The 26,474-nt window shown below is 69.9% G+C and carries 30 protein-coding genes; 16 read left to right on the forward strand and 14 right to left on the reverse strand.

Translation table 11 applies throughout. The features are described from left to right. Positions 1 to 2: 2 nt before the first annotated feature. The 3 genes from P8934_RS07025 to P8934_RS07035 form a co-directional block, all read right to left on the reverse strand. On the reverse strand, positions 3 to 926 hold the full coding sequence (locus P8934_RS07025) for an ABC transporter ATP-binding protein (protein WP_278034012.1): 924 nt from the start codon (positions 924 to 926) through the stop codon (positions 3 to 5). A gap of 7 nt (positions 927 to 933) precedes the next feature. Continuing rightward, positions 934 to 1,140, reverse strand: coding sequence for a DUF6494 family protein (locus P8934_RS07030; RefSeq protein WP_106229284.1), 207 nt, complete (start codon positions 1,138 to 1,140; stop codon positions 934 to 936). A gap of 129 nt (positions 1,141 to 1,269) precedes the next feature. Continuing rightward, positions 1,270 to 1,548: a peptidylprolyl isomerase gene (locus P8934_RS07035; protein WP_106229285.1), complete on the reverse strand. Its 279-nt coding sequence runs from the start codon at positions 1,546 to 1,548 to the stop codon at positions 1,270 to 1,272. A gap of 330 nt (positions 1,549 to 1,878) precedes the next feature. On the opposite strand from P8934_RS07035, the gene P8934_RS07040 reads away from it, so the two are divergent. The 6 genes from P8934_RS07040 to P8934_RS07065 all read left to right on the forward strand — a co-directional run bounded on the left by P8934_RS07040 (position 1,879) and on the right by P8934_RS07065 (position 6,329). After that, positions 1,879 to 2,124, forward strand: a complete 246-nt coding sequence (locus P8934_RS07040; protein ID WP_278033532.1) for a type I restriction-modification system subunit M N-terminal domain-containing protein — start codon at positions 1,879 to 1,881, stop codon at positions 2,122 to 2,124. Then, the gene (gene rhuM / locus P8934_RS07045; protein WP_278033533.1) at positions 2,121 to 3,146 is read left to right on the forward strand and encodes a RhuM family protein; all 1,026 of its coding nucleotides are present in this window, start codon (positions 2,121 to 2,123) and stop codon (positions 3,144 to 3,146) included. The genes P8934_RS07040 and rhuM overlap by 4 nt, the downstream gene beginning before the upstream one ends. After that, complete coding sequence (locus tag P8934_RS07050) at positions 3,143 to 4,012, forward strand: PhzF family phenazine biosynthesis protein (RefSeq protein WP_278033534.1); 870 nt, start codon at positions 3,143 to 3,145, stop codon at positions 4,010 to 4,012. Before rhuM ends, P8934_RS07050 begins: the two co-directional genes overlap by 4 nt. A 45-nt stretch (positions 4,013 to 4,057) precedes the next feature. Continuing rightward, positions 4,058 to 4,411, forward strand: coding sequence for a hypothetical protein (locus P8934_RS07055; protein WP_278033535.1), 354 nt, complete (start codon positions 4,058 to 4,060; stop codon positions 4,409 to 4,411). 12 nt (positions 4,412 to 4,423) lie between these two features. After that, positions 4,424 to 4,888 (forward strand): hypothetical protein, encoded by a 465-nt coding sequence (locus tag P8934_RS07060; RefSeq protein WP_278033536.1) that lies wholly within the window; start codon positions 4,424 to 4,426, stop codon positions 4,886 to 4,888. Positions 4,889 to 5,009: 121 nt separating this feature from the next. Then, on the forward strand, positions 5,010 to 6,329 hold the full coding sequence (locus tag P8934_RS07065; protein WP_278033537.1) for a hypothetical protein: 1,320 nt from the start codon (positions 5,010 to 5,012) through the stop codon (positions 6,327 to 6,329). A gap of 56 nt (positions 6,330 to 6,385) precedes the next feature. Here P8934_RS07065 and P8934_RS07070 read toward each other — a convergent pair whose 3' ends face one another. The 3 genes from P8934_RS07070 to P8934_RS07080 all read right to left on the reverse strand — a co-directional run bounded on the left by P8934_RS07070 (position 6,386) and on the right by P8934_RS07080 (position 7,930). Continuing rightward, on the reverse strand, positions 6,386 to 6,709 hold the full coding sequence (locus P8934_RS07070; protein WP_278033538.1) for a hypothetical protein: 324 nt from the start codon (positions 6,707 to 6,709) through the stop codon (positions 6,386 to 6,388). A gap of 68 nt (positions 6,710 to 6,777) precedes the next feature. Next, positions 6,778 to 7,167, reverse strand: a complete 390-nt coding sequence (locus P8934_RS07075; protein WP_278033539.1) for a gamma-glutamylcyclotransferase family protein — start codon at positions 7,165 to 7,167, stop codon at positions 6,778 to 6,780. A gap of 97 nt (positions 7,168 to 7,264) precedes the next feature. Then, complete coding sequence (locus P8934_RS07080; protein WP_278033540.1) at positions 7,265 to 7,930, reverse strand: glutathione S-transferase family protein; 666 nt, start codon at positions 7,928 to 7,930, stop codon at positions 7,265 to 7,267. 130 nt (positions 7,931 to 8,060) lie between these two features. Between P8934_RS07080 and P8934_RS07085 the strand changes: the two genes are divergently transcribed. The 3 genes from P8934_RS07085 (at position 8,061) to P8934_RS07095 (ending at position 9,166) form a co-directional block, all read left to right on the forward strand. Next, entirely contained in the window at positions 8,061 to 8,342 is a 282-nt protein-coding gene (locus P8934_RS07085) for a DUF503 domain-containing protein (protein WP_278033541.1), read from the forward strand. A gap of 99 nt (positions 8,343 to 8,441) precedes the next feature. Further along, positions 8,442 to 8,885, forward strand: a complete 444-nt coding sequence (locus P8934_RS07090; RefSeq protein WP_278033542.1) for a hypothetical protein — start codon at positions 8,442 to 8,444, stop codon at positions 8,883 to 8,885. Further along, the gene (locus P8934_RS07095; RefSeq protein WP_278033543.1) at positions 8,882 to 9,166 is read left to right on the forward strand and encodes a hypothetical protein; all 285 of its coding nucleotides are present in this window, start codon (positions 8,882 to 8,884) and stop codon (positions 9,164 to 9,166) included. Before P8934_RS07090 ends, P8934_RS07095 begins: the two co-directional genes overlap by 4 nt. A gap of 51 nt (positions 9,167 to 9,217) precedes the next feature. Here the strand turns inward: P8934_RS07095 and P8934_RS07100 are convergent, their stop codons facing one another. Beyond that, entirely contained in the window at positions 9,218 to 10,276 is a 1,059-nt protein-coding gene (locus P8934_RS07100; protein ID WP_278033544.1) for a Spy/CpxP family protein refolding chaperone, read from the reverse strand. 163 nt (positions 10,277 to 10,439) lie between these two features. Further along, on the reverse strand, positions 10,440 to 13,919 hold the full coding sequence (locus P8934_RS07105; RefSeq protein ID WP_278033545.1) for an EAL domain-containing protein: 3,480 nt from the start codon (positions 13,917 to 13,919) through the stop codon (positions 10,440 to 10,442). Positions 13,920 to 14,140: 221 nt separating this feature from the next. Here P8934_RS07105 and P8934_RS07110 point away from each other — a divergent pair, with 221 nt between their 5' ends. Then, on the forward strand, positions 14,141 to 14,611 hold the full coding sequence (locus P8934_RS07110) for a GFA family protein (protein ID WP_278033546.1): 471 nt from the start codon (positions 14,141 to 14,143) through the stop codon (positions 14,609 to 14,611). 128 nt (positions 14,612 to 14,739) lie between these two features. After that, positions 14,740 to 15,708, forward strand: coding sequence for a DUF523 and DUF1722 domain-containing protein (locus tag P8934_RS07115; protein WP_278033547.1), 969 nt, complete (start codon positions 14,740 to 14,742; stop codon positions 15,706 to 15,708). Between the two features lie 33 nt (positions 15,709 to 15,741). Here the strand turns inward: P8934_RS07115 and P8934_RS07120 are convergent, their stop codons facing one another. Further along, the gene (locus tag P8934_RS07120; protein ID WP_278033548.1) at positions 15,742 to 16,608 is read right to left on the reverse strand and encodes an SDR family oxidoreductase; all 867 of its coding nucleotides are present in this window, start codon (positions 16,606 to 16,608) and stop codon (positions 15,742 to 15,744) included. Between the two features lie 145 nt (positions 16,609 to 16,753). On the opposite strand from P8934_RS07120, the gene P8934_RS07125 reads away from it, so the two are divergent. Next, positions 16,754 to 17,959 (forward strand): methyltransferase, encoded by a 1,206-nt coding sequence (locus tag P8934_RS07125; protein ID WP_278033549.1) that lies wholly within the window; start codon positions 16,754 to 16,756, stop codon positions 17,957 to 17,959. 63 nt (positions 17,960 to 18,022) lie between these two features. Further along, positions 18,023 to 18,457: a GFA family protein gene (locus tag P8934_RS07130; RefSeq protein ID WP_278033550.1), complete on the forward strand. Its 435-nt coding sequence runs from the start codon at positions 18,023 to 18,025 to the stop codon at positions 18,455 to 18,457. Between the two features lie 15 nt (positions 18,458 to 18,472). On the opposite strand, the gene P8934_RS07135 is transcribed toward P8934_RS07130, so the two are convergent. The 5 genes from P8934_RS07135 to P8934_RS07155 form a co-directional block, all read right to left on the reverse strand. Continuing rightward, the gene (locus tag P8934_RS07135; RefSeq protein ID WP_278033551.1) at positions 18,473 to 19,549 is read right to left on the reverse strand and encodes an extracellular solute-binding protein; all 1,077 of its coding nucleotides are present in this window, start codon (positions 19,547 to 19,549) and stop codon (positions 18,473 to 18,475) included. 31 nt (positions 19,550 to 19,580) lie between these two features. Further along, a complete protein-coding gene (locus P8934_RS07140; RefSeq protein ID WP_278033552.1) occupies positions 19,581 to 21,344 on the reverse strand; it encodes a chloride channel protein in 1,764 nt (587 codons plus the stop codon). Positions 21,345 to 21,431: 87 nt separating this feature from the next. Beyond that, positions 21,432 to 21,842, reverse strand: a complete 411-nt coding sequence (locus P8934_RS07145; protein WP_278033553.1) for a glutaredoxin — start codon at positions 21,840 to 21,842, stop codon at positions 21,432 to 21,434. A gap of 132 nt (positions 21,843 to 21,974) precedes the next feature. After that, positions 21,975 to 22,445, reverse strand: a complete 471-nt coding sequence (locus P8934_RS07150; protein WP_278033554.1) for a YbaK/EbsC family protein — start codon at positions 22,443 to 22,445, stop codon at positions 21,975 to 21,977. A 146-nt stretch (positions 22,446 to 22,591) separates the two neighbouring features. Then, positions 22,592 to 23,746 carry a ChaN family lipoprotein gene (locus P8934_RS07155; RefSeq protein ID WP_278033555.1) on the reverse strand — a complete coding sequence of 385 codons (1,155 nt, stop codon included), beginning with the start codon at positions 23,744 to 23,746 and terminating at the stop codon, positions 22,592 to 22,594. A gap of 165 nt (positions 23,747 to 23,911) precedes the next feature. Between P8934_RS07155 and P8934_RS07160 the strand changes: the two genes are divergently transcribed. Genes P8934_RS07160 through P8934_RS07170 form a run of 3 tightly spaced genes read left to right on the forward strand, consistent with a single transcriptional unit; the run spans position 23,912 to position 26,402 of the window. Beyond that, on the forward strand, positions 23,912 to 24,268 hold the full coding sequence (locus P8934_RS07160) for a hypothetical protein (protein ID WP_278033556.1): 357 nt from the start codon (positions 23,912 to 23,914) through the stop codon (positions 24,266 to 24,268). Then, positions 24,268 to 25,395 carry an OpgC domain-containing protein gene (opgC, locus tag P8934_RS07165; protein WP_278033557.1) on the forward strand — a complete coding sequence of 376 codons (1,128 nt, stop codon included), beginning with the start codon at positions 24,268 to 24,270 and terminating at the stop codon, positions 25,393 to 25,395. Before P8934_RS07160 ends, opgC begins: the two co-directional genes overlap by 1 nt. Further along, positions 25,392 to 26,402 carry a serine hydrolase gene (locus P8934_RS07170; protein WP_278033558.1) on the forward strand — a complete coding sequence of 337 codons (1,011 nt, stop codon included), beginning with the start codon at positions 25,392 to 25,394 and terminating at the stop codon, positions 26,400 to 26,402. Before opgC ends, P8934_RS07170 begins: the two co-directional genes overlap by 4 nt. Positions 26,403 to 26,474 lie beyond the last annotated feature (72 nt).

Below are 26,474 nucleotides of genomic sequence, written 5' to 3' on the forward strand. Positions count from 1 at the left end.
GCTCAGTGACGCTCCTGGACCAGGCTGACGAAGATGTCCTCCAGCGAACTCTGGCGGGTGTGCAGGTCCTTGACCCGAAGTCCCACCGCCTCTATGTCGGCCAGCAGCCCCGAGATCGTCGAGCCCCCCTCCTGGCGGGCGGCATCGTAGCTGTAGACCAGCGCATGGCCCTCGTCGGCGAGCGCCAGGCCGTGGCCCGCCAGCGACTCCGGCACCGCCTCCAGCGGCTCCTGCAGGTGCAGGGTCAGCTCCTTGCTGCCGAGCTTGCGCATCAGCGCATGGGTGTTCTCCACCAGCACGATCTCCCCGCGGCGGATCACCCCGATGCGGTCGGCCATCTCCTCGGCCTCCTCGATGTAGTGGGTGGTGAGGATGATGGTCACCCCCTGGTCGCGCAGCCCGCGCACCACCTCCCACATCTCGCGGCGCAGCTCCACGTCCACGCCGGCGGTGGGCTCGTCCAGGAACAGCACCTGGGGCTCGTGGGAGAGCGCCTTGGCGATCAGCACCCGTCGCTTCATTCCCCCGGAGAGCTCCAGCAGCCGGCTGTTGCGCTTCTCCCACAGCGTCAGCGAGCGCAGCACCTTCTCGATGTGCGCCGGGTCCTTGGGCTTGCCGAACAGCCCGCGGCTGAAGCTCACCGTATCCCACACCGTGGTGAAGGCCTCATTGGTCAGCTCCTGGGGCACCAGGCCGATCAGCGACCGCGCCGCGCGGTAGTCGCCGACGTTGTCGTGGCCATCCACCAGGACCCGGCCGCGGCTGGCGTTGACCAGCCCGCAGATCACGCTGATCAGGGTCGTCTTGCCCGCGCCGTTGGGGCCGAGCAGGGCGAAGATCTCGCCCCGCTGGATGGTGAGGTCGACATCCACCAGCGCCTTGAAGCCATCGGCGAAGGTCTTCGATAGCCCCTCGACCTGGATCATCGGCGCGTCACTCAAGGGTGATGTCCCCGTCGAAGTCGAGCGCCAGGCTCAGGCCGTCCACCTCCACGGTCACCCGGGCCGGCAGCCTCTCATTGCCCTCGAGGTGCCCCTCGGCGAGCGCTCGCTGCACGGCCTTCTCGATCTCCTGCTGGGTGGTGACGCCCACCGTCTTCAGCAGCTTGCGGATGCTCTGTTGAAAGGCCTCGTCGTTCATTGGCGGCTTCTCCTGTGGTGATCGATGGTGCCTCCCATCCTAGCGCGACTGGCCGGATGATACAGGGGTTGTACAAGAAAAAGCCGTGCATGGCGGCCATGCACGGCGTCGATCAGGTGCGATACGGGTTCAGCTGCGCTCGGTGACCTCCAGCAGGTGGTAGCCGAACTGGGTCTTTACCGGGCCCTGCACCTTGCCCACTTCCCCCTCGAACACCGCCTTGTCGAACTCCGGCACCATCTGGCCCGGGCCGAAGGTGCCGAGCTCGCCGCCCTGCTTGCCGGACGGGCAGGAGGAGTGCTCGCGGGCGACCTCGGCGAAGTCGCGACCGCCCTCGATCTCGGCCTTGAGTTCGTTACACTTCGCTTCGCTGTCCACCAGGATATGACGTGCGCTTGCCTGAGCCATGTTGCTCTCCTCGATGATCGGCAGGGATGCCGGTTGATGTGCCCCCGAGCATATCACGCCACTTCCCGGTTTTCGTGGGAGCCCCCCACGCCTGGCACACGACCGGTATTCGTGGGAGCGCTGCTTGCAGCGCGAACCCCTCTGGTTGCCAATGCACTCATTCCCGGCACCCAACAGGTCTTCGTGGGAGCGAATCTTGCTTCGCGATTTGGGCCTTCGTGGTAATTAAGCTTTCAGCGCGACTCCCTCCGCCACAGGCGATTGGCGCCTCCCGACGCCGCGGCGTAGCATTGCCCCCACGATTCTCATCGCAAGGAACCGCGAACCCCCATGTTCGAGCAGACCTTCAAGAACATCGACGATGTGCTGTGGAAAGAGGCCGGCTGTGCCACCGAGCTGGACTACACCGAGCAGACCTCCTGGCTGCTGTTCCTCAAGTACCTGGACGACCTGGAACAGAGCCGCGTCGCCAACGCCAACCTTGGTGAACGGAAGCAGTCCCTGCTGCAGAAGGCCTTCTCCGGCGAGCTGACGGCCAAAGAGTCCGAAGCGTCGGTGGAGGAGGCTAAGGCATGAGTTCCGAGAGCCAGGCGCCCATCGTTATCTACCAGGAGGCTGACCAGGCGGTCGAGGTACGGCTGGATGCTGAACACGAGACCGTCTGGCTGAGCCTGCAGCAGCTCTCCGAGGTCTTCGGTCGCGATAAGTCTGTGATTTCTCGGCACTTGCGTAATATCTACAAGGAAGGCGAACTGGAGCGCCGGGCAACAGTTGCAAAAAATGCAACAGTTCAAGAAGAAGGTGCCAGGCAGGTTCGCCGCCAGATCGAGCTTTACAACCTCGATGCCATTATCTCGGTGGGCTATCGCGTCAACTCCCGGCGCGCTGTGCAGTTCCGCCAGTGGGCCACCCGGGTGCTGCGCGAGCACCTCACCAAGGGCTGGACGCTGAATCGCCAGCGCTTCGAGGAGAACGCCCGCGAGCTTGAGGCCGCCATGGCCCTGGTGCGCAAGACCGCCGGCAGCCCGGCGCTGGATGCCGCCAGCGGCCGGGGCCTGGTGGATATCGTCACCCGCTATGCCCAGACCTTCCTGCTGCTGCAGCGCTACGACGAGGGCCTGCTCACCGAGCCTCATGCCCAGGCCGGCGGCCGACTGCCGACGCTGGAGGAGGCCCGCACGGCGCTGGCGTCGCTGAAGGCCGAGTTGATTGCCAAGGGCGAGGCCACAGACCTGTTCGCCCGGGAGCGCGGCGACGGCCTCGATGCGCTGCTCGGCAACCTCGACCAGACGGTCTTCGGCGAGCCGGCGTACCCCTCGGTGGAGGCCAAGGCCGCGCACCTGCTCTATTTCGTGGTCAAGAACCACCCCTTCGCCGATGGCAACAAGCGCAGCGCGGCCTACCTCTTCGTCGACTTCCTCTATCACAACGACCGTCTGCTCGATGCCCACGGCGAGGTGGTGGTCAACGACGTGGGCCTCGCCGCCCTGACGCTGCTGATCGCCGAGTCCGACCCGGCCAACAAGGAGACGATGGTCCGGCTGATCATGAACATGCTCGCCAGCCCTGAAGCTCGGGTTTCAGGCGAGGCTGTATGACTGAGTACTTCCTGCTCGATGTCTTCACCGATCGGGCTTTTGCTGGCAACCCGCTGGCGGTTTTTCCCCATGCCGAGGGCCTTGAGTCCGGCACTATGCAGGCCATAGCCAACGAGTTGAACCTCTCCGAGACAGTGTTCGTCGGCCAACCAACCGGCCAACATCGTTATCCCGTCCGCATCTTTACGCCTACCGAGGAACTGCCCTTCGCTGGCCATCCGACGGTAGGCACTGCCCACCTGCTGGTGGAACTGGGTATGGCAGAGCGTGACCTTCCTCTGGTTCTTGAGGCCGGCGTCGGCCCCCTGGTCGTGGAGTTCGAGCACGAACTGGCTCGTTTCACCACGGCACCACCGTTCAGCATCCTGGCCAGTACCTTGAACCAGGCCGCCGCCGCTGAGCTGCTGGGGCTGGAGGCACACCAGGTCCTGAGCGAGCCAGTGCTCGCCTCCTGCGGGCTGCCTTATCATCTGGTCGAGCTCGCGTCACAGGAGGCCCTCGAGCGGGCACTCCCATCGCCGGGTACCTGGACGGCATGTGTGTCACCCAGCGGTCAGGATCAGGTCTATCTCTATGTGGCTGGTGACGAGGCTGATGCAACACGCGTCGTGAGAGCCCGTATGTTTTCCACCCAGGGTGGTGTGCGCGAGGACCCGGCGACCGGCAGTGCTGCCGCGGCCCTGGCAGGGTATCTGGTGCAGAAAAAGGGAAATGGCCGATGGCGTTGGCAGGTCGAGCAGGGCATCGAGCTGGGGCGCCCAAGCCGCATCCTTGCCGAGGCTGAGCGCGGCGAAGACGGTCTGACGATCCGCATTGCGGGACAGGCACTGATCGTGGGAACCGGTTCACTACAATTGCCAAGCTGACCTGGCTGGAAATCTGCACTCGTACGCATTCCAAGGGAGACATCAATGCTCAACCGTTCCGCCCTGATGTTGCGCTACAAGACCCCGGCCGTGAAGTGGATCAACGACGCCGACCCCGCGACGGGTGGCAGCAGCGTTACCCTGGAAGAGGTCAATAGCGACCTGACCGTCTATCTGGTCAGCGACGAAGTAGCGGATTCGCCGGAGGAGGTCAGGCGGTGGGTCAAGGCCAACTGGCGTAGCCTGTTCGAGTCGGAGCTGGAGGGCTGGTACACCGACCCCACGCTGTGGCCGAAGCGCACCCTGAAGCGCTTCGACGAGTGGTTCGATGTCGAGTGCCACAGCATGCTGGTCGATACGCTTGGGACGCCCATCGAGGACGATGAGGCGGAGGACTGACCGGGAGCCACCATGAAGCCCTTCTCCATTCTGCTGATCCGCCTTCTGGGTCTCTATCTCTTCCTGAAGACGCTGTTCGCGGTGGTGCCGGCGCTGGCGCTGCTGGGGCCCAATGCCGCCGAGCCCGGGGTCGGGAAGTTGCTGCTGATCTACGTGGCGACGGTGGGGGTGCCGATGCTAGGCGGTGTGCTGCTGTGGTGCTTCGCCGGCCGGCTGGCGGAGAGGCTGCATGGCGGCGTCGAGGCCGATGCCGGCGCGCGAATCGCGGACGAGGACCTGGTGCGGGCCGGCACCTTCCTGATCGGCGTGTACCTGGTGGTGCGTCACGTCGGCATGCTGGTGGCAGCCTACACGGGCGCGGATGCCGTCGCCTACGACGCCCTGTTCGTGGTGGTGGCGGGCCTTGGCATGATGCTGGGCAGTGGCGCCATCGCCGCGCTCTACCGCCGGATCAGGTACTGGGGGCTGGATCGGTAGGCCGCCTTTGCCCTCAGAACCGCCGCTCGCCGTCACTCCCGCTCGTCCCTTGTCGAGCGCAGCAACATCTGGTCCATGCCACGGGTGCTACGCTGCCAAGGGCTAGGAGGGGAGGGTGAGCATGAGCAAGAAACCCGGGCGTCGCTGGCGGTGGGTCGTGGTATCGGGTGCAGTGGCGCTGGGGCTTGTGCTTGCAGCGTGGCTGGTGCTTTGGCGGCTGACACCGCCCCCTGTGTCGGGACAACTGGTCGAGTACCACAGTGCTGCGCCGGTGGCCGGCGCCACCGTGACCCTGAGTCGTCACGGCTGGGGACTGAGCGGTCCGGATCGCCAACTGGTCTGGGACAAGCGCTACGTGGCCAGTGCCACCACCGATGCCGACGGGCACTTTCGGGTACCCATGCCCGGGCCAGCATGGCTGCTTGCCAGCGGCTCTGGCCAATTGCAGGTCGAGGCGGAGGGATTCCACTCCCTTGACGCCGGTTACGTGCCGCCCGGAGCGGAGTTGCGCCTGCAGACGGTGGCCAACCGCGACGAGCGCCTGCCCGGCGGCACCGCCTACCTGGGCTGGGACGAGGCGGGCGACCCCTTCGGCTGGTCCTTCATCGACCACGCCCCGGTTCGCGACACGGCACGGGCCGATCTCTATCCCGTCGCCATGCGGCGCGAGCCCTTCGCGGTCACCCTGGCCGTCGCCGAGGGTGGCGGGATGTCCTTCGTCTCGGCCGAGGCGCAGGGGATCGCCCACGACTCCTGGGACTCCCTGCTGCGTTACCTGGATGCTTCCCCCGAGCCGACTGTCGCAGGCCGGCTGACGCTGGACGCTACCCCCGGCACGCTCTTCCTGCGCACCGCGCAGGATCGCCACGCCAAGCTCGCCTGGGAGCCTGGCGCGGTGACCGCGATGTCGGGCTTCGTGCCGGGGCTGGATGCCTCCAGCGAACGGCTGCTTTCGCTGCGCTTCGTCTACCGTCCCGAGCCGGGCCGAGACCTGCCGTTCCAGCCGCCCCTCCATCCCGTGGAGCCGGTGCGCGCCGCGCTGCTGGCGACCCTGCCCGGGGAGGGCGAGCCCCATATGGGGCCGCGTGCCTACTGGCTGACGGTGACCGATGCTGAGGGCAGGGTACTCGAGCGGCAGCGCGTCGAGCTTGAGCCGGGCTCGCCGCTGGACCTGTCGAGCTGTGCCGTGGATGCGCCGCTGACGTGGCGCTTCGCGTCGCTGCGGCTGGCGTACGACGAGCAATCCCTGCCGAGGGTGGCGCTGACCTTGGACGGCAGGACCTTCGTGCATCATTCCGGCGCGAGGCTGGTGGGGCCGCGCGACGATACCGTCTTCGCGGTGATGGCCTTCGATACCGACTATCGGCGCCACGACCTGGAGGTTCGCCTGCGCGAGCTGCCCGCCGGTGCGAGCCCCGTCGGCTGCCTACCCTCGTCGTGAGCCGGGTAACGGCGCTGGTGGTGCGGGATAACGGTGGCCGCCTGCCGTCCCGCGGTTCAACCGCCTGCGCCGATGCTGAGCCGCAGGGCCTGCAGGCTGTCGAGCTCCAGGCGGGTCTCGTCGGAGAACACCGGATGGCCGATGACGCGGATGTCGAGGCTCGCCTCGGCGCCGCCGTAGGTCACCTCGGCGGTAACATGGGTGTCGCTGGCCAGGGGGGCCATGGGCGCGAAGTCGACGCGCCTGACCTCCACGGCAGTGAGGCCGAGGTCGTCGAGGCGCTGGTCGAGGGCGCGCTTGATCTCCACGTCGTAGTAGAAGTAGAGCCCGCCGTAGGCCAGGCCGCCCAGCGCGGCGAGCGTGAAGATGAAGCGGACCATGGCCGTCTCCTTGGTGACATTCCGGGTAGGGGTTCCTTAGCGTCCGCGTTTATACCACAACTGCAGGGTTATCGGGGCCGCCAGGCCCCTTCGCGGATCACCGGGCAGCCGGCCACCTCGCGGTTGTAGAGGTAGAGCCAGGCGGGGCCGTAGGCGGTGGCCTGGATGACGCGCTCGTAGTCGCCATGCTTCGGCGTCCGCACCCGGTAGTCCTCGAGCCGATCCAGCCCGGCCAGCAGCCGGGCGCTGACCTCGAACACCTCCACCTCGATGCCCCGCGAGGCCTCGGGCTTGGCCGCGGGATAGGGCCCGAGGTCGTAGAGGGTCGCCGAGGTGAGGCGGTCGGCCCCCAGGAAGTGGGCGCCTTCCAGCCAGTGGTGGTTGCGCAGCCCGCGCTTCAGGGTGCCGTAGACGGCAACCAGGGGCGTGCGGGTGATGGCGAGGGCGGGAGTGTGCATGGCGGGCCGGCTCCGGAACGCTGTCATGTACCTGTCGGGAGGATACCCCCGGCGCCTGGCTCGATGCCATGACATGCCAGGCTTCCGTTATCCAGGTTCAACGCCATTCCATGGCGGCCGTCGGTGAGACGCCCTGGGCCACGGCGGCGGTATGCTGGGCCTCCAGGGCGCGCCGGAAGGCCTCGCGGCCCTGCAGGCGTGCCCAGTAGTCGCGCACGCTCGGCTTGAAGCGTTCGTCCAGCCCCAGGTGGCTGGCCAGCAGCAGCGCGTAGCCCACCGAGACGTCGGCGGCGGTGAAGCGCTCGGCGCAGAGCCAGCGCTGGGTCGCCAGCCTGGGCTCCAGGCTCCGCAGCCGGGAGAGGAACCACCGGCTGTAGTCCTCCACCACCTGGGGCAGGCGGCGCTCCGGGGGTTCGAACTGGCCGTAGCGCAGCACCAGGGTCTGGGGGAAGGTCAGGGTCGCCTCGCCGAAGTGCAGGAAGTTGAGGTAGTCGCCGTAGGCGGGGTCCTGGCTGGCCACGTCCAGGCCGGCCTCGGGGTGGCGGGCGGCCAGGTACTGGCAGATTGCCGCCGACTCGGTCATGCGTACCTCGCCGTCGAGTAAGGCAGGCACCGTGCCCAGCGGGTTGACCGCCAGGAAGGCCTCGTCGTGCACCCGCGGCGGGAAGTCGTGCAGGATCAGCTCATAGGGCAACCCCAGCTCCTCGAGCATCCAGAGGGGGCGGAAGGAGCGGGCGCTGATGCAGTGGTGCAGGCAGATCATGGGCTCTCCTGGTGTGATCGTGATCCCCGTCGGGGCAGGCGATGGGAAAAGGCTACTATGCTGCCCTTAGCCTGGGTAGCTCACCCGCTGCCAACCCGAGAACTCCCCCCGCTGGCCAGAGGAGTCCGCCATGCACATCGCTGTCCTCACCCTCAGGATTGCCCTGCCGGGCTGCCGCTCGCTGAAGGAGAAGCGCCAGCGCATGGGCGGCCTTCATGAGCGTTTCGGACGCCAGCCGTCGATCGCGGTCTGCGAGAGCGGCGAGCTCGACCGCCACGATGCCAGCGAGTGGACCTTCGTGGTGGTGGGCACCTCCTCGCGGGACGTGGCATCGCTGTGCAGCGAGATCGAGGACAGGCTGCAGCGCACGGTCGACGGCCGGGTGCTGGAGGCCACCCGCGAGTTCCTGTGAGCCATAAGGGGCATTGCCAGCGGCCGGGGAACCTGCGGTAGCCTAGGGTCAGTCCTGACCAGTTGTGCAATGTCTATAGCCAGACCGGGAGGTCATCGCATGTCGCAACAAGCCTGCCTGGGCATCCTGCTGCCCGACGATGGCCCGGATGACTACGAGTGGTACACCCTCGGCGACGAGGTGGCCGGGCTGCCGCGGATCCAGGTGGGCAGGGTGCCAAGCGACGGCCACCATGCGCCGGTGGCGTTGCTGGCGCTGGGCGAGGTGGCCCGGCTGGCCCCGGTGGGCCGGACGCTGGTGGAGGAGGGCGGCGCCGAGGCGGTGGTATGGGCCTGCACCAGCGCCAGCTTCATCGGCGGGCTGGAGTGGGCCCGGGAGCAGAGTGAGGCCCTGGCATCCCGGCTGGGCGTGCCGGTCACCACCACGGCGCTGGCCTTCCATGAGGCGCTGGCGGCCCTCGGCCATGCCCGGGTGGACCTGCTCAGCCCCTATCCGGACGACGTGACCCTGCGGCTGGTGAGCTTCCTGAGGGAGGGGGCGTGACCGTGGTCAACGACAAGACACTGGACTGTCCCTATGCCGCCGATTCGCACCGTGCCGACCTTTGCACAGAGGTTCGCCGCTTCTGCGCCCGCTATCCCGATGCCTCGCGGCCGCTGCTGGTGCCCGATACGGCGGTCAACTCGCTGTTCCTGCGCGAGGCCCTGAGCCGCGAGACCGGCCGGGAGCTGCTGACCGCCAACCAGGTGACCCTGTGGGCCGGGCTCAGGCGGCTGGGTGCCGACCTGCCGGAGGGCCTGCTCGGCCCCCTCGCCGCACTCTAATCGCCTCAGGGTGCCGGGGCGGCGCATCCCGCCCCGGTGCGACGCTGGACGTTACCGGTTGTAGGGCATGGCCTCGCGCAGCCGCTGGCGCTGCTCGTCGGTGAGCAGGTCCTGCATCTGTTGATGCAGGCGCAGCTGCTCGGCCATCATCTCGCCCTGCAGCTCGGCCATGCGGGTGTGCAGTGCTTGCACCTTCTCGGGGTCGGGGCGCTCCTGCTGCATCTGGGTGAACATCTCCTCGCGCAATTCCATCATGCGGTTCATGCGCTCGACCTGAGCGGGACGGTGCTCCTGCATCAGCTCCCGCGCGGCGCGGCGCTGCTCCTCGTCGAAGAGCTGCTCCAGGCCACCCGGGCCGAAGCCCATCATGCCGGGTCCCATCTGACCCGGGCCGTAGCCTTGACCATAGCCTTGGCCATACCCTTGGCCATAGCCCGGCCCCATCATCATGCCGGGGCCCATCTGGCCCTGACCCGGGCCGGATCCTTGGCCATACCCTTGGCCATAGCCCGGCCCCATCATCATGCCGGGGCCCATCTGGCCCTGACCCGGGCCGGATCCTTGGCCATACCCTTGGCCATAGCCCGGCCCCATCATCATGCCGGGGCCCATCTGGCCCTGACCCGGGCCGGATCCTTGGCCATACCCTTGGCCATAGCCCGGCCCCATCATCATGCCGGGGCCCATCTGGCCCTGACCTGGGCCATAGCCGCGACCGTACCCCTGGCCCGGCCCCATCATGCCGGGACCCATCTGGCCCTGACCTGGGCCATAGCCATAGCCGTGACCGTACCCTTGGCCCTGGCCCGGCCCCATCATCATGCCGGGGCCCATATGGCCCTGACCTGGGCCATAGCCGTGACCATACCCTTGGCCCGGTCCCATCATACCGGGGCCCATCTGGCCCTGACCCGGGCCATAGCCGCGACCGTACCCCTGGCCCTGGCCCGGTCCCATCATCATGCCGGGGCCCATCTGGCCCTGACCTTGGCCATACCCCTGGCCATCCCGGGCATCGTCCATCATCCCCTGGGCGAGGGCGGTGCCGCTGGCGCCTGTTCCCACGGCCATGGCTAATCCGATGGCGAGCGACTGCTTGCGAAGGTTCATGAGGCATCTCCCTTGGGATTCATGTTGCCGGCGTGTCGTCGTGCCTGACCACCGCGGCGCCGAGTCCGCGGTGGTGACCTGCCCTCCAGCATAGTCCGTCAGGTCCCGGCCCCCTTGATGCATATCAATCAACCCGGAGGCATGTGGAACCTCGTGATGCGCGTCACGGCCGTGGACGCGCCTCGAGCCACGCGACCAGCGCATCCAGGGGCATCGGTCGGGCGAACAGGAAGCCCTGGAAGACCTCGCAGCCGTGATGCCTCAGGTAGTCGTGCTGGTCGCGGGTCTCGATGCCCTCGGCGACCACCCTCAGGTCGAGCTCGCGGGCCAGGGTGATGACCCCCTGGCAGATGGCGGCATCCTTGTCGCTGGCGGTCACGTCCCTGACGAAGGTCCGGTCGATCTTGATCTTGTCGATGGGCAGCGTGCGCAGGTAGCCCAGGCTCGAGAAACCGGTGCCGAAGTCGTCGATGGCGGTGCTGATGCCCATGCCGTTCAGGGCGTTGAGAATGTCGATGGCGCCCTCGGTATCGCGCATCAGGATGCCCTCGGTGAGTTCCAGCTCCAGATGGGAGGGCGGCAGGCCGGTCTCGTCCAGTACTCCCCTCAGGGTGGCCAGGAAGCTCGGCCGGTGGAACTGCATCGGCGAGAGGTTGACCGCCATGCGCCCCACTAGCAGCCCCTGGTCGACCAGGGTCCGGGCGTCGCGGCAGGCCCGCGCCATCACCCAGCGGCTCAGCGGAATGATCTGGCCGGTCTCCTCGGAGAGCGGGATGAAGTCGGCGGGGGAGATGAACCCCTTGACGGGATGGCGCCAGCGTACCAGCGCCTCCAGCCCGTCGACGCGACCGGCGGCATCGAGCAGCGGCTGGTAGTACAGCACCAGCTGGTCGCGATCGATGGCCTCCTGCAGTTCGTTGCGAAGCATCACCCGCTGGGAGAGCTTGCTGTCCAGGTCGCCGGTATAGCACTGGTAGGCGTTGCGCCCCTGCTGCTTGGCCTTGTACATGGCCATGTCGGCATGCTGGAGAAGCTTCTCGGGGTCCTCCAGGGGCTCGTCGTTGATGGCGATGCCGATGCTCGCCGAGATATGCAGCTCGTGGCTGTTGACCTTGTGGGGGCGGGTCAGCTCCAGCAGCAGGCGTTCGGCTACCTCCTCGGCCTCGCCGGGATGGTCGAGGTCCGGCAGCAGCAGCACGAACTCGTCGCCACCGAAGCGGGCCAGGGTATCTCCGGCACGCAGTCCCGCCGCCAGGCGCCGGGCGACGCTGATCAGCAGCTGGTCACCCACCTTGTGGCCCAGGGTGTCGTTGATCGGCTTGAACTCGTCCAGGTCGATGAACAGCACCGCCAGGATCTGAGCGTGGCGGCGGGCCAGGGCGAAGTCGTGGACCAGGCGGTCGCCGAACAGGGCGCGATTGGCGAGCCCCGTCAGGGCGTCGTGGGTGGCCTGGTAGGCCAGCTGATTCTCCTGCTCCTTGCGCTCGGAGATGTCGTTCATGATGGCCACGAAGTGAGTCACCGCACCGTCGTCATCGTGGACCGGCGAGAGGAAGACCTGATTCCAGAACGGCGAGCCGTCGCGGCGGTGGGCGCGCAGGGTGATCGAGAGGGTGCGTCCCTCGGACAGGGCGGCGCGGATCTGCGCGACATCCCGCTCGTCGGTGTCCGGTCCCCCCAGGAAGCGGGGCGAGTGGCCCAGCACGTCCCGGGCCAGGTAGCCGGTGATGCGGGTGAAGGCGGGGTTGACGTAGACCGCCGGGTGGCCCGGCTGCCGGGCGTCGGTGATGACCACGGCGTTGCTGCTGGCCTCCAGGCTGCGTTCCAGGATGCGCTGGCGCTGGACGGCGGCCAGGCGCTCGCTGATGTCCTTGGCGATGCCGAAGACCCCGTCGACATGGCCATCGACCAGGATCGGCAGGAAGGTCACTTCCAGGTCCTGGGGCGCGGCGTCCTGGCGGTGGTAGCGCATCGTCAGGCTGTCCGGCCGCCCGCTGGCGGCCGTCTGGAAGCCGGCCTCCACGCGCTGCAGGTCGGCGGCAGTCGTCGACTCCTCGTGCACGATGTCGCGGAAGGTCAGCCCCCGCCAGTCGCGCTCCCCCATCCCGATGATGGCCTGGGTCATGGGATTCAGGTTCCGATAGGTGCCGTGGCGGTCCATGGCGAACACCGCATCCGGATTCTGGGTGAACAGCGACCGGAAGCGCTGCTCGCTGGTGCTCAGGGCGCGCGCCTGTTCGTCGCGGATCGCCACCAGGGAGCGGCCGATGATCAGCTGGTAGGTGAGCAGCAGCCCAACCAGGCCGGCCCCGAGGGGCAGGCTGCCGGGCAGCGAGGCGAACAGCGGGGGCGTGGCGGCCGCGGTCAGGGTGAGCCGGGGCCCCTCGGGCAGGCGGGCCTCGGCGGTGGCCAGGTTGTGCCAGCCATCGTTCGGCGACGGGGCCGGCAGCACGCTGACCGGCTGGCCGGCGCCGGCGATGGTGATCCGGAAGTCGCCGGTGTTGCGGCGCAGTGTCTCATGGATCAGCACGTCGAGGTCGAAGGCCGCCAGCATCAGCTGGTCGCTGCCGCCGCTGGCGCGCACGGCCAGGGTGACCATCCGCGGCCGCGCGGGGTCGGGGAAGCGCCAGGCCATCTCGCTGCCCTGGCGCTCGATCTCGCGCAGCCAGGCCAGGGTCTCCGGCTCCACCAGCCGGTCCATCAGCCACAGCAGGGCCCGGGGGTGGCGGCCGCGGCGCCACAGTGACTGCTCCTCGCCGCCGAGGAAGGCCAGGGCCTGCAGGCTCGCCTCGTCGCTGAAGTAGTTGCGCGCTTCCTCCTCGCGGACCCGCTTGTCGGGAACGCCCCCGGTCGCCTGCCAGCGATTGGCCATGCGCTGGATGAGCTCGGCCCGTGAGCGGGTGACCTCCTCGAGACTTATCGCCAGGTTGCCGGCGAGCTTCTCGGCGTTGGCCAGCTGCTCGTTGTGCTGGGTCCAGCTGCCCAGCAGCCACAGGGCCATGCTCAGTGCGACGCCGGTCACGCCGACGGTGACGGCGCGGCGTGGCAGGGCCAGGATGGGCAGGGTCCGGTGTTCGGCGATGATCAGCATGCCGGCCCCCAGCACTCCGCTGAACAGGGCCCCCAGCAGGGTGAAGTCGTGGGCCAGCCAGGCGAGCAGGGGGCCCGTGTCGGGGCTCAGCAGGGCCGCCACCCCCAGCAGGCCGAGGACCAGGGCCAGCCCCCCGGCCGTGCGCCAGACGCGACGCCGCCACCGGCTCCCGAGCCCTATCGCGCAGCACAGCGCCACCAGCAGGGTCAGCAGCGCCGGGGTCGTGTTCAGCCGGGGCCGGCCGGTCAGCCAGGAGAGGCCGGCGTCATCGGCTCCCGCCAGGAGGTTGTGGCCCAGGCTGTAGCCGGCGAAGACCAGCATGCCGAGCAATGCCGCGACACGGCAGCAGCGGCTGCCGCGCACCACCCCGGTCAGGCCGCCGCCGATCATCAGGATGGCCAGCGAGCCGTCCAGGCTGATGTCCAGCTGCGGTGGCACGGGGAACCGCGGGAAGAGGTCGAGCAGCAGGCCGCCGAGGCCCATCAGCAGGCTTCCGGCCAGCAGGATCAGCAGGCAGGCCTGTAGGGCGAGATCGCGGTTGTTCAGCTCCATCCGGTCATCCATGTCCTGGTGTTATTGTGGTATTCATGGCCGTTATTGCATTGCACCAATCGGTCAGGATGGTCATCCTGAGGGGCAGGGTCCGGCTTGGCAAGCACCGGCCGCGGATGCACTCCGGGGGCTCCTTCAACCCTCGGTGACCCCCGGGTTCACCGGGCTGCCCGGCTCGGCCAATGAACCCACCTGCCCGTGTCCCCCAGCGAGGTATCGTCATGCTGCTCGAAGGCTCCTGCCACTGCGGCGCGGTGCGCTTCCGCGTCGACGCCCCCCACCCCTACCCCTATCAGCGCTGCTACTGCTCGATCTGCCGCAAGACCGCCGGCGGTGGCGGCTACGCCATCAACCTGGGCGCCCGTGCCGAGACCCTCGAGGTGGAGGGCGCCGAGCACACCCGGGTCTACCATGCAGTGATCGACGGCGAGCAGAGCGCGGGCGAGCGCCACTTCTGTAGCCGCTGCGCCAGTGCGCTGTGGGTCTTCGACCCGGGCTGGCCCGAACTGGTCCATCCCTTCGCCTCGGCGATCGACAGCGAGCTGCCGGTCCCGCCCGAGCGGGTCCACCTGCTGCTCGACAGCAAGGCCGCCTGGGTGGAGGTCGAGGCCCGCGACAACGACCGCTGCTTCGCCGGCTACCCCGAGGAGAGCCTTGCCGAGTGGCACCGGCGCCTGGGGCTGGAACGCTAGCGGCCCGGCGCGCCGGGACTGGCAGCGCGGTATGGCTGTGCCACAATGGCGCTGCCCCTATGGGGGCTGGGAGGTACCCGGCAAGCGAGGCACGATGAGCGATGCACGGCGAGAGGAGATTCGCGACGATGGCGGAACCGGCGGCAAGCAGGGAAGGGATCCCGGTGGGCATCAGCGCCTGCCTGATGGGCGAGCAGGTGCGCTACAACGGCGGGCACAAGCGTTCCCGCTACTGTCTGGAGGTCCTGCAGGACCGCTTCGCCTTCGAGCCCTTCTGTCCCGAGCTCGAGGCCGGCCTCGGCGTGCCCCGCGATCCCATCCGACTGGTGGGCCTGCAGGGCGAGGAGCCCCGCGTGCAGGGCACCCGGGACCCCAGCCTCGACGTCACCGAGCGGCTGGCCGAGGTCAGCGAGGACTTTGCCGCCCACCACCGTCACCTGCGCGGCTTCATCCTGATGAAGGGCTCGCCGAGCTGCGGGCTGGAGCGGGTCAAGGTCTACCACCCCAATGGCATGCCCAGCCATGCCGACTCGGGCGCCTTCGTGCGCGCCCTGCGTCGCCACTTCCCGGAGCTGCCGCTGGAGGAGGAGGCGCGCATGAACGACCCGGTGCTGCGCGAGAACTTCATCACCCGGGTCTACGCCTTCGACGACTGGAAGCGTCGGGTGGAGGCCGCCCCGAGCTATCATGCCCTGCTGCAGTTCCACAGCCGCCAGAAGTACCTGCTGATGGCCCACCACGTGGAGGCCTATCGTGAACTGGGGCGTTACCTGGCCGAGTCGAGCAAGCTGCCGCTGGAGGAGGCCATGGCCCACTACCTGCAGCGCTTCATGGCGGCGCTGGGCCGGCCGGCGACCCGCAAGACCCACGCCAATGCGCTGATGCACGTGCTGGGCTACCTCAGGGAGGCGGTGGACGCCGAGACCCGCCAGGACCTGCTGGCGGCCATCGAGGACTACCGCCTGGGGCACGTGCACCTGGTGGTGCCGATCCGCCTGCTGAACCACTACGTGAAGCGCCACGGCTCCGATTATATCCGCGAGCAGACCTACCTGGACCCGCACCCCTACGAGCTGGGGCTGCGCAATACCATCTGACGGTGTTCCCGGCCCTCGGAGCGGCTTTCTCAGTCAGGGCTGGCGCTCACCGCGGGTCGAGCGCAGCAGCACCCGGTCCAGGGCCCGGGTACCGAGCAGGCGCTTGAGGGTGCCGAAGAGGTGGGTCGGCAGGGTCACGTAGTAGCGCGCCCTGGGGCGCGGGCTCTCCAGGGCGTGAACCAGCTTGTCGACCACTGCCTCGGCGCCGAGGGTGAAGCGCCCGCCGCTGTCGTCACCGGCCAGCCGTGCCTCGACGGCACGGTAGGTGTCGGCATGGGCGCTGTGGGCGGTATCGATATGCGCCTTGAAGGCGCGGTAGGCATTCTCGCGAAAGCGGCTGGCGATGGGCCCCGGCTCGATCAGGCTGACCTGGATGCCGCTGCCGGTGAGCTCCAGGCGCAGGGTATCGGTGAGCCCCTCCAGGGCGAACTTGGAGCAGACATAGGCGCCGCGGTAGGGCAGGGCGGCCAGGCCCAGCACCGAGCTGTTCTGCACGATGCGTCCGTGGCCCTGGCGTCGCATCGCCGGCAGCACCCGGCAGGTGAGCTCGTGGGTGCCGAGCAGGTTGGTCTCGAGCTGGGCGCGCAGTACCTCGCGGCCGAGGTCCTCCACGGCCCCGGGCTGGCCGTAGGCGGCATTGTTGAACAGCGCATCGAGCCGCCCGCCGGTCGCTTCCAGCACCGTCGCGACGCAGGCCTCGATCGAGGCGCTGTCGTCCAGCTCCAGCGCCACGGCCGTGAGGCCCGAATCCCGCAGCCCGGCCAGGTCCGCCTCGCGCCTGGCGGTGGCGAACACGCGCCAGCCGCGGCGTGCCAGGGCGTGAGCGGCGGCGTGGCCGATACCGCTGGAGCAGCCGGTGACCAGCACGCTGCGGGGTGAGGCATCGGGAGAGACTGGCATCGGCGGGGCTCCAGGCAGGGGAACAGAAGAGGCCGGCGCTGCGGATGGCCGGCGAGTGCACCCCGCACTCTGTCGCCTGGCGCCCGGCCATGCAAGCCGGCCGCGAAGCCCCTACAATGCGCCCTTGTTCCGAGATCGAACCGCCATGCCCGCTATCCCTTCCCATGCCGAGCGCTTCGCGCGACTGACCGCCCTGCTGGCCGAGTGGCAGCCGCTGTGGCGGCCCATGCCGTTCCAGCATCGCCGGCTTCCCTGGGCGGAGGCGCATCCCGGGCTTGCCGACCGCCTGCGCTCACTCGATGACGACGCCTGCGCACGGCTGCAGGCCCAGCCCTTCACCGCCTCCCCCCTGGCCGAGCACCTGCCGGTGGCCGAGCTCGCCGCCCTGGTCGCGCTTCCCGAGCTGCCGGCCGAGGGAGCGTGCTTGCCCGCCGCCTGGGCCGAGCACATGGGCGGGCGCAAGTGGCAGCAGGTCGCGGCCTTCGTGCCTCGCATGGCCCCGTTGCCGGGGGCCTCGCTGCTGGAGTGGTGCGCGGGCAAGGGCCACCTGGCGCGGACCCTGTCGCGCCGCCTCGACCGCGAGGTCACCGGCCTGGAGTGGCAGGCCGCGCTCTGCCGTGACGGCCAGGCGCTGGCCGAGCGGCAGGGGGCTCGGGTGCAGCTGGCCCAGCAGGATGTGTTGGCCCCGGATGCCGCCCGCTGGCTCACGGCGGACACCCAGGTGGCGGCCCTGCATGCCTGCGGCGACCTGCACGGGCGGCTGATCGAGTTGGCCGCCGAGCAGGGCAGCGCCGTGACCCTGGCGCCCTGCTGCTATCATCGCACCGCGGAGGCGCTCTATCGGCCGTTCTCGCGACTCGGTCGCGCGCTGGTCACCGAACACGGCCTGTCGCTCTCCCGCGAGGACCTGGCCATGGCGGTGCAGGAGACCGTGACCGCCCCGCGCCATGTGCGCCGCCATCGCGAGCGGGCCAACGCCTGGCGGCTGGGCTTCGATGCCCTGCAGCGCCAGGCGCGGGGCCGGGATGCCTACCTGCCGGTGCCGAGCCTCGCCTATGGCCGCCTGCCCGAGAGCTTCGCGGGCTTCTGCCGCTGGGCCGCCGAGCGCAAGGGGCTGGACCTGCCGGCGGGCATCGACTGGCACGCCTTCGAGCAGGAGGGCCGGCGGCGCCAGGCCGAGGTCACTCGCCTGGAGCTGGTCCGCCACCTCTTCCGCCGCCCGCTGGAGGTGTGGCTGGTGCTGGACCGCCAGCGACGGCTCGAGGAGGCAGGCTTCCGGGTGGAACTCGGCACCTTCTGTGCCCGCGAACTGACCCCGCGCAACCTGCTGCTGCGAGCCTCGCGGGACTAGATCGTGGCCTCCTACACTGCAGGGGATTCCCTTGCGTGGAGGAACCTTCCCGGGAGGTGGGGCATGAGTGAGATCAAGACCTATCACGGCGCCTGTTTCTGCGGTGCCGTCCAGCTGAAGGTAACCGGCGAGCCGGAGGCCATGGGCTACTGCCACTGCGAGGACTGCCGCCACTGGTCGGCGGGGCCGGTGAACGCCTTCACGCTCTGGAAGCCCGAGGCAGTGGAGGTGGTCCAGGGGGCCGATACGCTGGGTAGCTACCACAGGACGCCGGCCAGCCTGCGCCAGTGGTGCCGCAGCTGCGGCGGGCATGTACTGACCGACCATCCCGGCATGGGGCTGGTCGACGTCTATGCGGCGATCCTCCCCGACCTGACCTTCGAGCCGGCCCTGCATGTCCACTATCAGGAGTCGGTGCTGCGCATTGTCGATGGGCTGCCCAAGATGCGCGACGTGCCTGCCGAGATGGGCGGTACGGGGGAGACCCTCGACGAGTGAGGTGATCGTGGGGCATCACTGCCCCTCCCGCGTCGCCAGCCAGGCCCGGAAGTAGTCCTGGATGCGCCCCAGGGTGCGGGCATACCAGGCCTCGTCCTTGGCCAGGGCGTTCTCGGCGTTCAGCGGATGGGTGGGCGTGTGCAGGCGCATGTCCACGCCGGTTTCGGGGTGGGTGGTGACAAGGAGTGCCGCCGAGCGACGGGCCGGGCCGTAGGGGATGTGACGCGACAGGTCGGCGAGGCGCTCGGTGGTGGTGGCGAAGCGCAGGAAGTCGCGGGCCGTCTCGGGGTTGGCGGCGCCGCGGGGGATCGCCCAGGTCTCGTGCTCCTGGACCTGGCCGTCCCAGAGGATCTCGATGGGCGCCCCGCAGTTGACCATGGCATCGAAGAAGCGGCCGTTGTAGCCCGAGGCCATCACCACCTCGCCCTCGGCCAGCAGCCGCGGCGGGGCGTCGCCGGCCTCCCACCAGCGGATCGCCTCCAGCTCGTCGAGGCGCGCCAGTGCCAGGTCCAGGCCGCGCCGCGTGCTCAGCAGGTCGTAGAGCTCCTCGTGGGGCACGCGGTAGGAGAGCAGCGCCCACTCCAGGTTGACCGCCGGGGTGCGCTGCAGCGCCCGGGGCCCGGGGAAGCGCTGCTGGTCGAAGAGGTCCGCGATGCTGTCGGGGCGCTTGCCGGGGAAGGCATCGCGGCGGTAGGCGACCACGGTGGCGAAGATGCTGTGGGTGATGGCGCAGCGCCCGAAGGAGTCCGGCAGGAAGTCCTCTTCCGGCGGCGTGCCGTCCGGGGCCGGCGACAGCAGCGCGGGGGAGAGCGGTTCCAGCAGCCCCTCCGCACAGGCGGCCATGGCCTCGCTGCGGGTCATGTCGATCAGGTCCCAGGGGACCTCGCCCTCGGCCACGGCGCGGCGCAGGCCCTCGAGCCCCCCGTCGTACTGCGCCACCTCGATGGGCGTGCCGGTGGCGGCGGTATAGGGGGAGAAGAGGGCGGCCTGCTGGGCGCGCTCGTAGGCCCCGCCCCAACTCAGCACGGTGAGGGCGTCATCGTCCGCCCGCCCGGGCTCGGCGGCGAACAGCGCCAGCCCCAGTAGCGCCAACCTCGGTGCGCTCGCCGGCCACCGGCTGCGCTTAACCCGTGCCATGTTCCTCACGCCTCAGTTCGTCGCTGTGCGCCAGGTAGGCACGGGCGATGCTCGACTCGAAGACCACGCCTCGGAAGGCGTCATCCGCGGCGGGGTCGATCACCGGCAGGGCCTCGCCGGTGACGTCCTGCAGCTCGGCCATGGCGTCCCACAGCGAGGTGTCAGGCTGCAGTACCGGCCGTGCCAGGGTCGCCACCTCGCCGACCCGCATCGGCCCCGTCGCCGATTCCCGGGCGGCCTCCAGGTCGGCCAGGCCCACGCAGCCCCGGTAGCGCCCTCGGCCATCGACCAGGTAGCCCTCGCCATGCCGGGCCCGGCACAGGGCGGTGACCGCCTCGGCCACGGGGGTCTGCGGGTGCAGGGTCACGCAGTCGTCGGTCAGGTGCTCGGCCACCGGGGTGGTGCGCAGCACGGCGCGCCCGCGCCCGGCGGAGAGGTCCAGGCCGCGCTGCTCGAGCTGGATGTCGAACAGCGAGCGGCCGAAGAGCTGGGCGGCGATGGGGCTGGCCAGGGTCACGCTGGCCAGGGCGGCGGTGGTCAGCGCATAGCTGCCGGTCAGTTCGAAGACGATCAGCAGGCTGGTCAGGGGCGCGCCGATCACCGGCGAGGTCACCGCCACCATGCCGCACACGGCATAGAACACGAAGGTCTCCTGGGGCGCACCGCTGAGCTGGCCGACCAGGCTCCCGCACAGGGCGCCGAACAGGGTGCCGATGACCAGCGCTGGGCTGAACACCCCGCCGCTGAAGCCCATGCCCAGGCAGAGTCCCGTGGCGGCGATCTTGAGCACCAGCACCAGCAGCAGCTCGGCGCTGCCGAAGGCGCCGGCGATGGTGGCGAAGCGCAGCGTCTCCTGGCCCATGCCGAGGATGTCGGGCACCCAGAGGGCGGTGAGGCCCAGCAGGGCACCGGCCAGGGCGGGGCGCAGCGACGGCGCGAGCGTCAGGGCGCCGGCCAGGCGCGTGACCCCGAGGATGGCGTGCATGTAGGCCCCGGCGACCAGCGCCCCCAGGCCGCCGATGGCCAGGAAGGCCACGAACTCCCAGGGACGGGGCACGGCGGTGTCGGCCACATGGAAGAGGGCACCGTGCTCGAGCACATTGGTGGCGATCACGTAGCCGACGAGGGCCGCCGCGGCCACCGGGGCGAAGGCACGCAGCGCGTAGTGGCGCAGCACCACCTCGTGGGCGAAGACGATGCCCGCCAGGGGCGCGTTGAAGGCGGTGGCGATGGCCGCGGCCACCCCGCAGGCGATGGTGATGTTGTCATCCGAGCGCCCCAGGTGCAGCAGCCGGGCGGCCTGCGAGCCCAGGGTGGCGCCCAGGTGCACCAGCGGGCCGTACTGGCCTACCGAGGCCCCGCTGCCCAGCGAGACCAGGGCACTCAGCGCCGAGATGCCCCCCGCCCGGGCCGGCAGCCGGCCGCGGCGGGTCTGCACCGCGGCGATCACGTCGGCCGGGGCATGGGGGCGCCGTTCGGGGATCGCGCGGTGCAACAGGCCGACCACCAGGCCGCCCAGCGCCGGCACCGCGACCGTGGCGGCCAGCAGCAGGCCAGGGTGGTTGAACATCATGCGGCTGCGCGGCGAGATCAGCAGCAGCTCGTTGAGGGCCAGCACGGCGCTGACGAAGGCCACGGCGGCGAGGGCGGCGACCGCGCCGACCAGCGCCCCCAGGAGCACGAGGCCCAGGAAGCGGACCACGGCCAGCGGGCCGCGACCGGAAGCGGGGCGTGCCGGAAGGGTGTCCATCCCCAAGGTGTAGGCGGCCCCTCGGCACAGGGCAAGTGATGTCCCGCCTGCCGGGGCCTGCTGGTGCGCCCTCCCGGGCGCGACGGGTCAGGCGGCCCGGGCGTGGTCGGCCGCGGCAAAACGATGGTGCAGCCAGGCGTTGATGTCGTCGGACTCGTAGAGCCACTCGGTCGGGGCGTCGTCGTGGGCGATCTTCAGGCAGGGCACCTTGACCCGCCCGCCACCCTCGGCGAGCTCCTGACGGTGGTCGGGGTCGCGCTGGGCATCGCGCAGCTCGATGTCCAGGCCCAGGCGGGCGATCTCCTTGCGCACCTTGATGCAGAACGGGCAGGTGCGAAACTGGTAGAGCGTCAGGTTGCGGCAAGCCTCGTCGACCCGGGCCTGTTCCTCCGGGCTGCGCTCGACGGCCTGGGGGGTGGAGAGCTTCTCGGAGACCAACATGACCGGCGCCAGCACCAGGCGCAGGCCGCGGAAGAAGGTACGAATCAGGATTCTCATCGGCGGTGGTGAACCTCGCGGACGATGGATGGGTCAGGGGCGCCCATGATGCCTGTCGTGGCCTCGGGTTGCGAGAACGTCGACGGGCCGCGACCCTGCCGGTCGCGGCCCGTCTGGCCTCCAGGTGGCTTTTCAGTGGTGGCGGCTGATCTGGCCGTGCGGGCTGGCGGTCATCAAGCGGTCGAACTCGCTGCCGCTCATGTGCACCAGGGTCTCGTGGTCACCGGCCTCGAAGTAGATATCGGGCTGGTGACGCAGCAGGTCATCGATATAGACCTGCAGGCCATAGGCCTGACCCACCGGGGTGGTCGCGCCGGGGTCGCAGTCCTTGAAGCAGTCGGCGATCTCGTCCTCCGAGGCGAGCTCGACCTTCTCGTGGAAGAGCTCCGAGAGCCGCTCGAGGTCGGCGTCGCGGGTGCTCGGAAGCACGGCCAGGCGGTAGCCCGTATCGCCGTGCAGCATGACCGCCTTGGCCAGCTGGTTGCCGGCAATGTGGACCTGCTGGGCGATGCGGCTGGTCGTCACTTCACGCGAGTGGGGGACCTCCTCGAAGTCGATGTCACAGGCTCGGAGGTACTCCCGTATCGTCATGGGCATGCTCATGACACTTCCTCCTTCGGCCACGCTGGGCCGGGAACGACAGTGATTGCCTCCCTTGCGTCGATGGTGCTTTCCATGCCTTCAGCATAGCCGTTCCCGACCGACGTCGGGATGCTCGATGTGGGCCAGCGGCTCGCCCTGCCGGGCGCTCAGCTCGCGGGGGGCGGGAAGCGTGCCAGCACCTCCTGGCGCTCGCCGTCGCGACGGATCTCCAGCGGCAGCAGGGTGCCGGGGGCCTGGCGGCCGATCACGGCGGTGAGGTCGGCGGGTTGCGCCATGGGCCGGCCGGCGGCGGTGACGATGACATCCCCCTCGGCGAGGCCGGCCGCCTCAGCCACGCTGCCGGGGGCAATGCCCTGGACGAGCACGCCCTCCGCGTGCTCGCCGATCAGCACGCCCAGGCGCGGTGGCTCGGGGGGCTGGAAGGCAGACTCGTCGCCCAGCACGTAGAGGGCATCGGCCCGGATCGCGGGCGGCTCGCAGTCGGGGCCCGGCGTCCAGGGCAGCAGGCTGCGATGGTCGCGAAGGCCCAGGTCGTCGAGCTGGTAGGGCACACCGTCGCCGTCGGCCAGGTGCCCCTGGCCCATCAGTCCCGCCACCAAGGGGCCCTGCGTGGCGGCATCGGCCAGGGCGGTGGCCATGGCGCGGTCCCAGACCAGCTGGGCCGCGATGAAGCGCTCGAGGTCCGCCGGGTCGTCGTCGCGGTCGGCATGCTCGGCGTAAATCGCCTCCAGCGACGCCCGGTAGGCAGGCGTCGCGGGGGCCGGGGGCGTGATGCCGAAGCGCTCCTGCTCGGGTACCGCCTCCCAGCCCTCGGTGGCCAGACGACCGCGCAGCGCCGGGGTGACGTTGAGCGCCAGCAGCGGGATCCGCTGCATGCGCGCGAAGTGGAGGATCGGCAGGTAGAGCTCGGGATCGAAGCCCCAGGCGCGGTACCAGTCGCTCTGCTCGAGAAAGGCCGCCTCGTCGAGCTCGCCGGCCACCCAGGCGTCGAGCGCCGGCTGTGCCTCCCGGGGCAGCATCTCCAGACCGATCACCATCCCCGGGCGATGGGCATGCAGGGCAGCCAGGGTGTGGAGCTGCCAGCGGTGGTGGTCGAGGCGGTCGTGCTGCTCCCCGAGCAACACCACGTCTCTCCCGGCGAGCTCCGCCATCAGCCCGGCGGTGGTCAGCGTCTCGCCGCCGGCGACCTGCCACTGTCCGGGTGCCGGGCAGTCGTCGGCCAGGGCGGCGAGCGGCGCCAGCCAGGCCAGGGCGCTACCGAGGCAGAGGGAGCGGACGGGGAAGGCGCGGGATCGCGACATGGGCGACTCTCGGTGGACGGGAACCCGCCCAGCCTACCCCGAGGCCAGGCGGGCGAAAAGCACCCTGGCGAGATCCCCCTGGCGGTGACGGAGCCGCGGCGCCTGGGCGATACTGGCGCCGGCGTCGTCCATGGTGGACGACCATCGACCAGCGGGGGAGAGAGGATGGGACCGTACCGGAGACGCGCCGCTTGCCTGGCGGCGACGCTGCTCGCCGGGCTGCTGCTCACGGGCTGTGGAGGAGAGACGCCGGCCAGCGAGGTGCCCCTGCCCGTGCTGGCCAACAATCCCGCCGCCCATGACGACAGCCGGGTCGCCACCCGCGGCGTGGTGCGCCACTTCGAGGACCCGCTGCACTACTGGATCGAGGACGAGGACCTCAACCGGGTCGAGATCTTCCCCCACGAGCGGATCGCGCCCCACCTGGGCGAGGCCGTGCGGGTCGAGGGTCACTTCCGTTTCTCGCCTCGTGAGGGAAGGCGGCTGACACTGGAGAGCGTCGAGCGCCTGGAGGGCGACTGATGCCAGCGGCCGGCGACGCGATCCGGAAGCGGCTGGGGGAGCGCCCCTGTCTCCCGCCGGGGCAGGGGCGCATCGCGGCGATCGACCTGGCCCGTGGCGTGGCCATCGCCCTGATGATCGTCAGCCATGCGGTGAGCGGGCTACTGGGCATCGGCCAGGTCCCGGCGTGGGGAATGGTACCCATCCACCTGCTCACCAAGTTCTCCTCGTCGCTGTTTATCACGGTCTTCGGCATTGCCCTGGCGGTGGCCTTCCTGCCGAAGACCGACGCCTCCGACTGGCCAAGGCGGCGCCTGAAACTGATGCTGCGCGGGGTCGAGGTGCTGTTCTGGTACAAGGTGCTCACCGTCGTCGAGATGCTGCCGCTCTACGCCCCCCAGGACATCCTCGACACCCTGCTCTACCAGCGCTTCCCCATCTGGGTGGAGATCCTCGGCTTCTACGCCATCGCCTTGTTGTGGATCCCCTGGGTACTGCCGCTCTGGCGCAGGATGCCGCTCTGGTCGCGGCTGGCCGCCCCGCTGGTCGTGGCGCTGCTGGCCGGCTGGCTGGAGCGCCATGTCGGCTTCTGGGGCATCGAGCCGCTCAAGGCGATCCTCGTCGAGGACGACGATCACTACACTTGGGGACAGCTCTCGCGGCTGCCACTGGTGATGCTCGGCCTGCTGATCGGCGAAGGGGTGCTGCGCTGCCGCGAGCGCGACGCGGTGCGCCACCGCCTGGTGTCGGCCCTGGCCGCGGTCGGCGCGGCCATGCTGCTGGGGTTCCTGGCGCTTTCGCTGCCCGAGCTCGACGCGGCGCTGATGGCGGTGGCCCGCAACGCGGGCAAGCACCCGCCGGGGCTCGCCTTCATGCTCTTCAGCCTCGGCGGGGCGCTGCTGGTGCTCGCCCTCTGCCTGGCGGGAGGCGCGCGGGCCGCGGCCTGGCTGCGCCCGATCACGGTGGTCGGGTCGGATGCCCTGGCGGCCTTCATCTTCCATATCGTGGTGATCTTCGGGGTCTTCCGCCTGCTGCTCGAGGCCTGGCAGGCCTACGGCTATCCCCAGGTGCTGGGCATCGGCCTGGCGCTGGTGCCGGCCACCGCGGCCTGGATCGCCCTGACCCGCTGGATCGGAGCGCGGTCATGAGGTGCTGGCTCGCTCGCCTGGTCGGGGCGGGGTTGCTCTCGCTGTGGGGGCTGCCGGGTGCTGCAGCGCCCCTCGAGTCGCGCCTGGCGGCACTGGAGGCCGGTTTTCCCGGCGAGCTGGGGGTGCACGTCCGGGAGCTCGACGGCGGACGGACCCTGGGCTGGCGGGACGAGGAGCCCTGGTACCTGGCCTCGCTGGTCAAGGTGCCGGTGGCCATCGAGCTGATGGCCCGGGTGGAAGCGGGGGCGCTGTCGCTCGACGACCGGCTGACGCTTGACGAGAGCGACTACGTGGACGGGGCGGGGCCCACCAACTGGGCGCCGCCAGGCACCCGGCTGTCGCTTGCGGTGCTGCTCGAGGCGATGCTGACGGTCAGCGACAACACCGCCACCGACATGCTGATTCGTCATCTCGGCCTCGCCGCGGTCAACGCGCGGGCCCGGGCCCTGGTGCCCGAGGGGCTGGGCCCGATCACCGCCCTGGTGGATGTGCGTCGTCAGGTCTACGCCCGGTTGCACCACCAGGCCTTTGCCCTGGACGGGCTCGACTTCATCGAGCTACAGAAGCGCGGCGACGACCCGGCGCGGCTTGACTGGCTGTCGCGGCGTCTCGGGGTGCCGCACTCGGAATGGCGGCTGCCGTCGCTGGATGCCGCCTTCGACACCTACTATGCCGGGCCTCTCAACAGCGGCCGGCTGGATGCCTTCGCCGAGCTGCTGGCCGCGCTCGCCGAGGGTCGGGCACTGGGTCCCGAGGCCACCGCGCGACTGCTGGGCCTGATGGCCCGGACCCGCAGCGGGGAGCGCCGCCTCAAGGCAGGCTTCGGGCCGGCTACCTCCTTTGCCCACAAGACCGGAACCCAGCGTCGGCGGGCCTGCGATGCGGGCATCGTCGACACCGGCGAGCGCCGCCAGGTGGTGGTCGCCTGTGTCCGCGGCATGGCGGAGGTGGCGATGGCCGAACGCGCCCTGCGCGACATCGGGCGCGTGCTGCAGGAGCACTGGTGAGCAGGCGCTCCTCTCCTGGCGCAGGGCTGGCGGGCCTGGCCTCACAGCCGGTTGCCGTCACGCGGGCGCCAT

The organism is Halomonas sp. CKK8 (genome assembly GCF_029625235.1).
In the GTDB taxonomy this organism is placed as follows: Bacteria; Pseudomonadota; Gammaproteobacteria; order Pseudomonadales; family Halomonadaceae; genus Halomonas; species Halomonas ventosae.

Coding starts and splice junctions, on each gene's coding strand:
- P8934_RS07025 (WP_278034012.1), bottom strand. CDS start 926: ATGATCCAGGTCGAGGGGCTATCGAAGACCTTCGCCGATGGCTTCAAG.
- P8934_RS07030 (WP_106229284.1), bottom strand. CDS start 1,140: ATGAACGACGAGGCCTTTCAACAGAGCATCCGCAAGCTGCTGAAGACG.
- P8934_RS07035 (WP_106229285.1), bottom strand. CDS start 1,548: ATGGCTCAGGCAAGCGCACGTCATATCCTGGTGGACAGCGAAGCGAAG.
- P8934_RS07040 (WP_278033532.1), top strand. CDS start 1,879: ATGTTCGAGCAGACCTTCAAGAACATCGACGATGTGCTGTGGAAAGAG.
- rhuM (WP_278033533.1), top strand. CDS start 2,121: ATGAGTTCCGAGAGCCAGGCGCCCATCGTTATCTACCAGGAGGCTGAC.
- P8934_RS07050 (WP_278033534.1), top strand. CDS start 3,143: ATGACTGAGTACTTCCTGCTCGATGTCTTCACCGATCGGGCTTTTGCT.
- P8934_RS07055 (WP_278033535.1), top strand. CDS start 4,058: ATGCTCAACCGTTCCGCCCTGATGTTGCGCTACAAGACCCCGGCCGTG.
- P8934_RS07060 (WP_278033536.1), top strand. CDS start 4,424: ATGAAGCCCTTCTCCATTCTGCTGATCCGCCTTCTGGGTCTCTATCTC.
- P8934_RS07065 (WP_278033537.1), top strand. CDS start 5,010: ATGAGCAAGAAACCCGGGCGTCGCTGGCGGTGGGTCGTGGTATCGGGT.
- P8934_RS07070 (WP_278033538.1), bottom strand. CDS start 6,709: ATGGTCCGCTTCATCTTCACGCTCGCCGCGCTGGGCGGCCTGGCCTAC.
- P8934_RS07075 (WP_278033539.1), bottom strand. CDS start 7,167: ATGCACACTCCCGCCCTCGCCATCACCCGCACGCCCCTGGTTGCCGTC.
- P8934_RS07080 (WP_278033540.1), bottom strand. CDS start 7,930: ATGATCTGCCTGCACCACTGCATCAGCGCCCGCTCCTTCCGCCCCCTC.
- P8934_RS07085 (WP_278033541.1), top strand. CDS start 8,061: ATGCACATCGCTGTCCTCACCCTCAGGATTGCCCTGCCGGGCTGCCGC.
- P8934_RS07090 (WP_278033542.1), top strand. CDS start 8,442: ATGTCGCAACAAGCCTGCCTGGGCATCCTGCTGCCCGACGATGGCCCG.
- P8934_RS07100 (WP_278033544.1), bottom strand. CDS start 10,276: ATGAACCTTCGCAAGCAGTCGCTCGCCATCGGATTAGCCATGGCCGTG.
- P8934_RS07105 (WP_278033545.1), bottom strand. CDS start 13,919: ATGGAGCTGAACAACCGCGATCTCGCCCTACAGGCCTGCCTGCTGATC.
- P8934_RS07110 (WP_278033546.1), top strand. CDS start 14,141: ATGCTGCTCGAAGGCTCCTGCCACTGCGGCGCGGTGCGCTTCCGCGTC.
- P8934_RS07115 (WP_278033547.1), top strand. CDS start 14,740: ATGGCGGAACCGGCGGCAAGCAGGGAAGGGATCCCGGTGGGCATCAGC.
- P8934_RS07120 (WP_278033548.1), bottom strand. CDS start 16,608: ATGCCAGTCTCTCCCGATGCCTCACCCCGCAGCGTGCTGGTCACCGGC.
- P8934_RS07125 (WP_278033549.1), top strand. CDS start 16,754: ATGCCCGCTATCCCTTCCCATGCCGAGCGCTTCGCGCGACTGACCGCC.
- P8934_RS07130 (WP_278033550.1), top strand. CDS start 18,023: ATGAGTGAGATCAAGACCTATCACGGCGCCTGTTTCTGCGGTGCCGTC.
- P8934_RS07140 (WP_278033552.1), bottom strand. CDS start 21,344: ATGGACACCCTTCCGGCACGCCCCGCTTCCGGTCGCGGCCCGCTGGCC.
- P8934_RS07145 (WP_278033553.1), bottom strand. CDS start 21,842: ATGAGAATCCTGATTCGTACCTTCTTCCGCGGCCTGCGCCTGGTGCTG.
- P8934_RS07150 (WP_278033554.1), bottom strand. CDS start 22,445: ATGAGCATGCCCATGACGATACGGGAGTACCTCCGAGCCTGTGACATC.
- P8934_RS07155 (WP_278033555.1), bottom strand. CDS start 23,746: ATGTCGCGATCCCGCGCCTTCCCCGTCCGCTCCCTCTGCCTCGGTAGC.
- P8934_RS07160 (WP_278033556.1), top strand. CDS start 23,912: ATGGGACCGTACCGGAGACGCGCCGCTTGCCTGGCGGCGACGCTGCTC.
- opgC (WP_278033557.1), top strand. CDS start 24,268: ATGCCAGCGGCCGGCGACGCGATCCGGAAGCGGCTGGGGGAGCGCCCC.
- P8934_RS07170 (WP_278033558.1), top strand. CDS start 25,392: ATGAGGTGCTGGCTCGCTCGCCTGGTCGGGGCGGGGTTGCTCTCGCTG.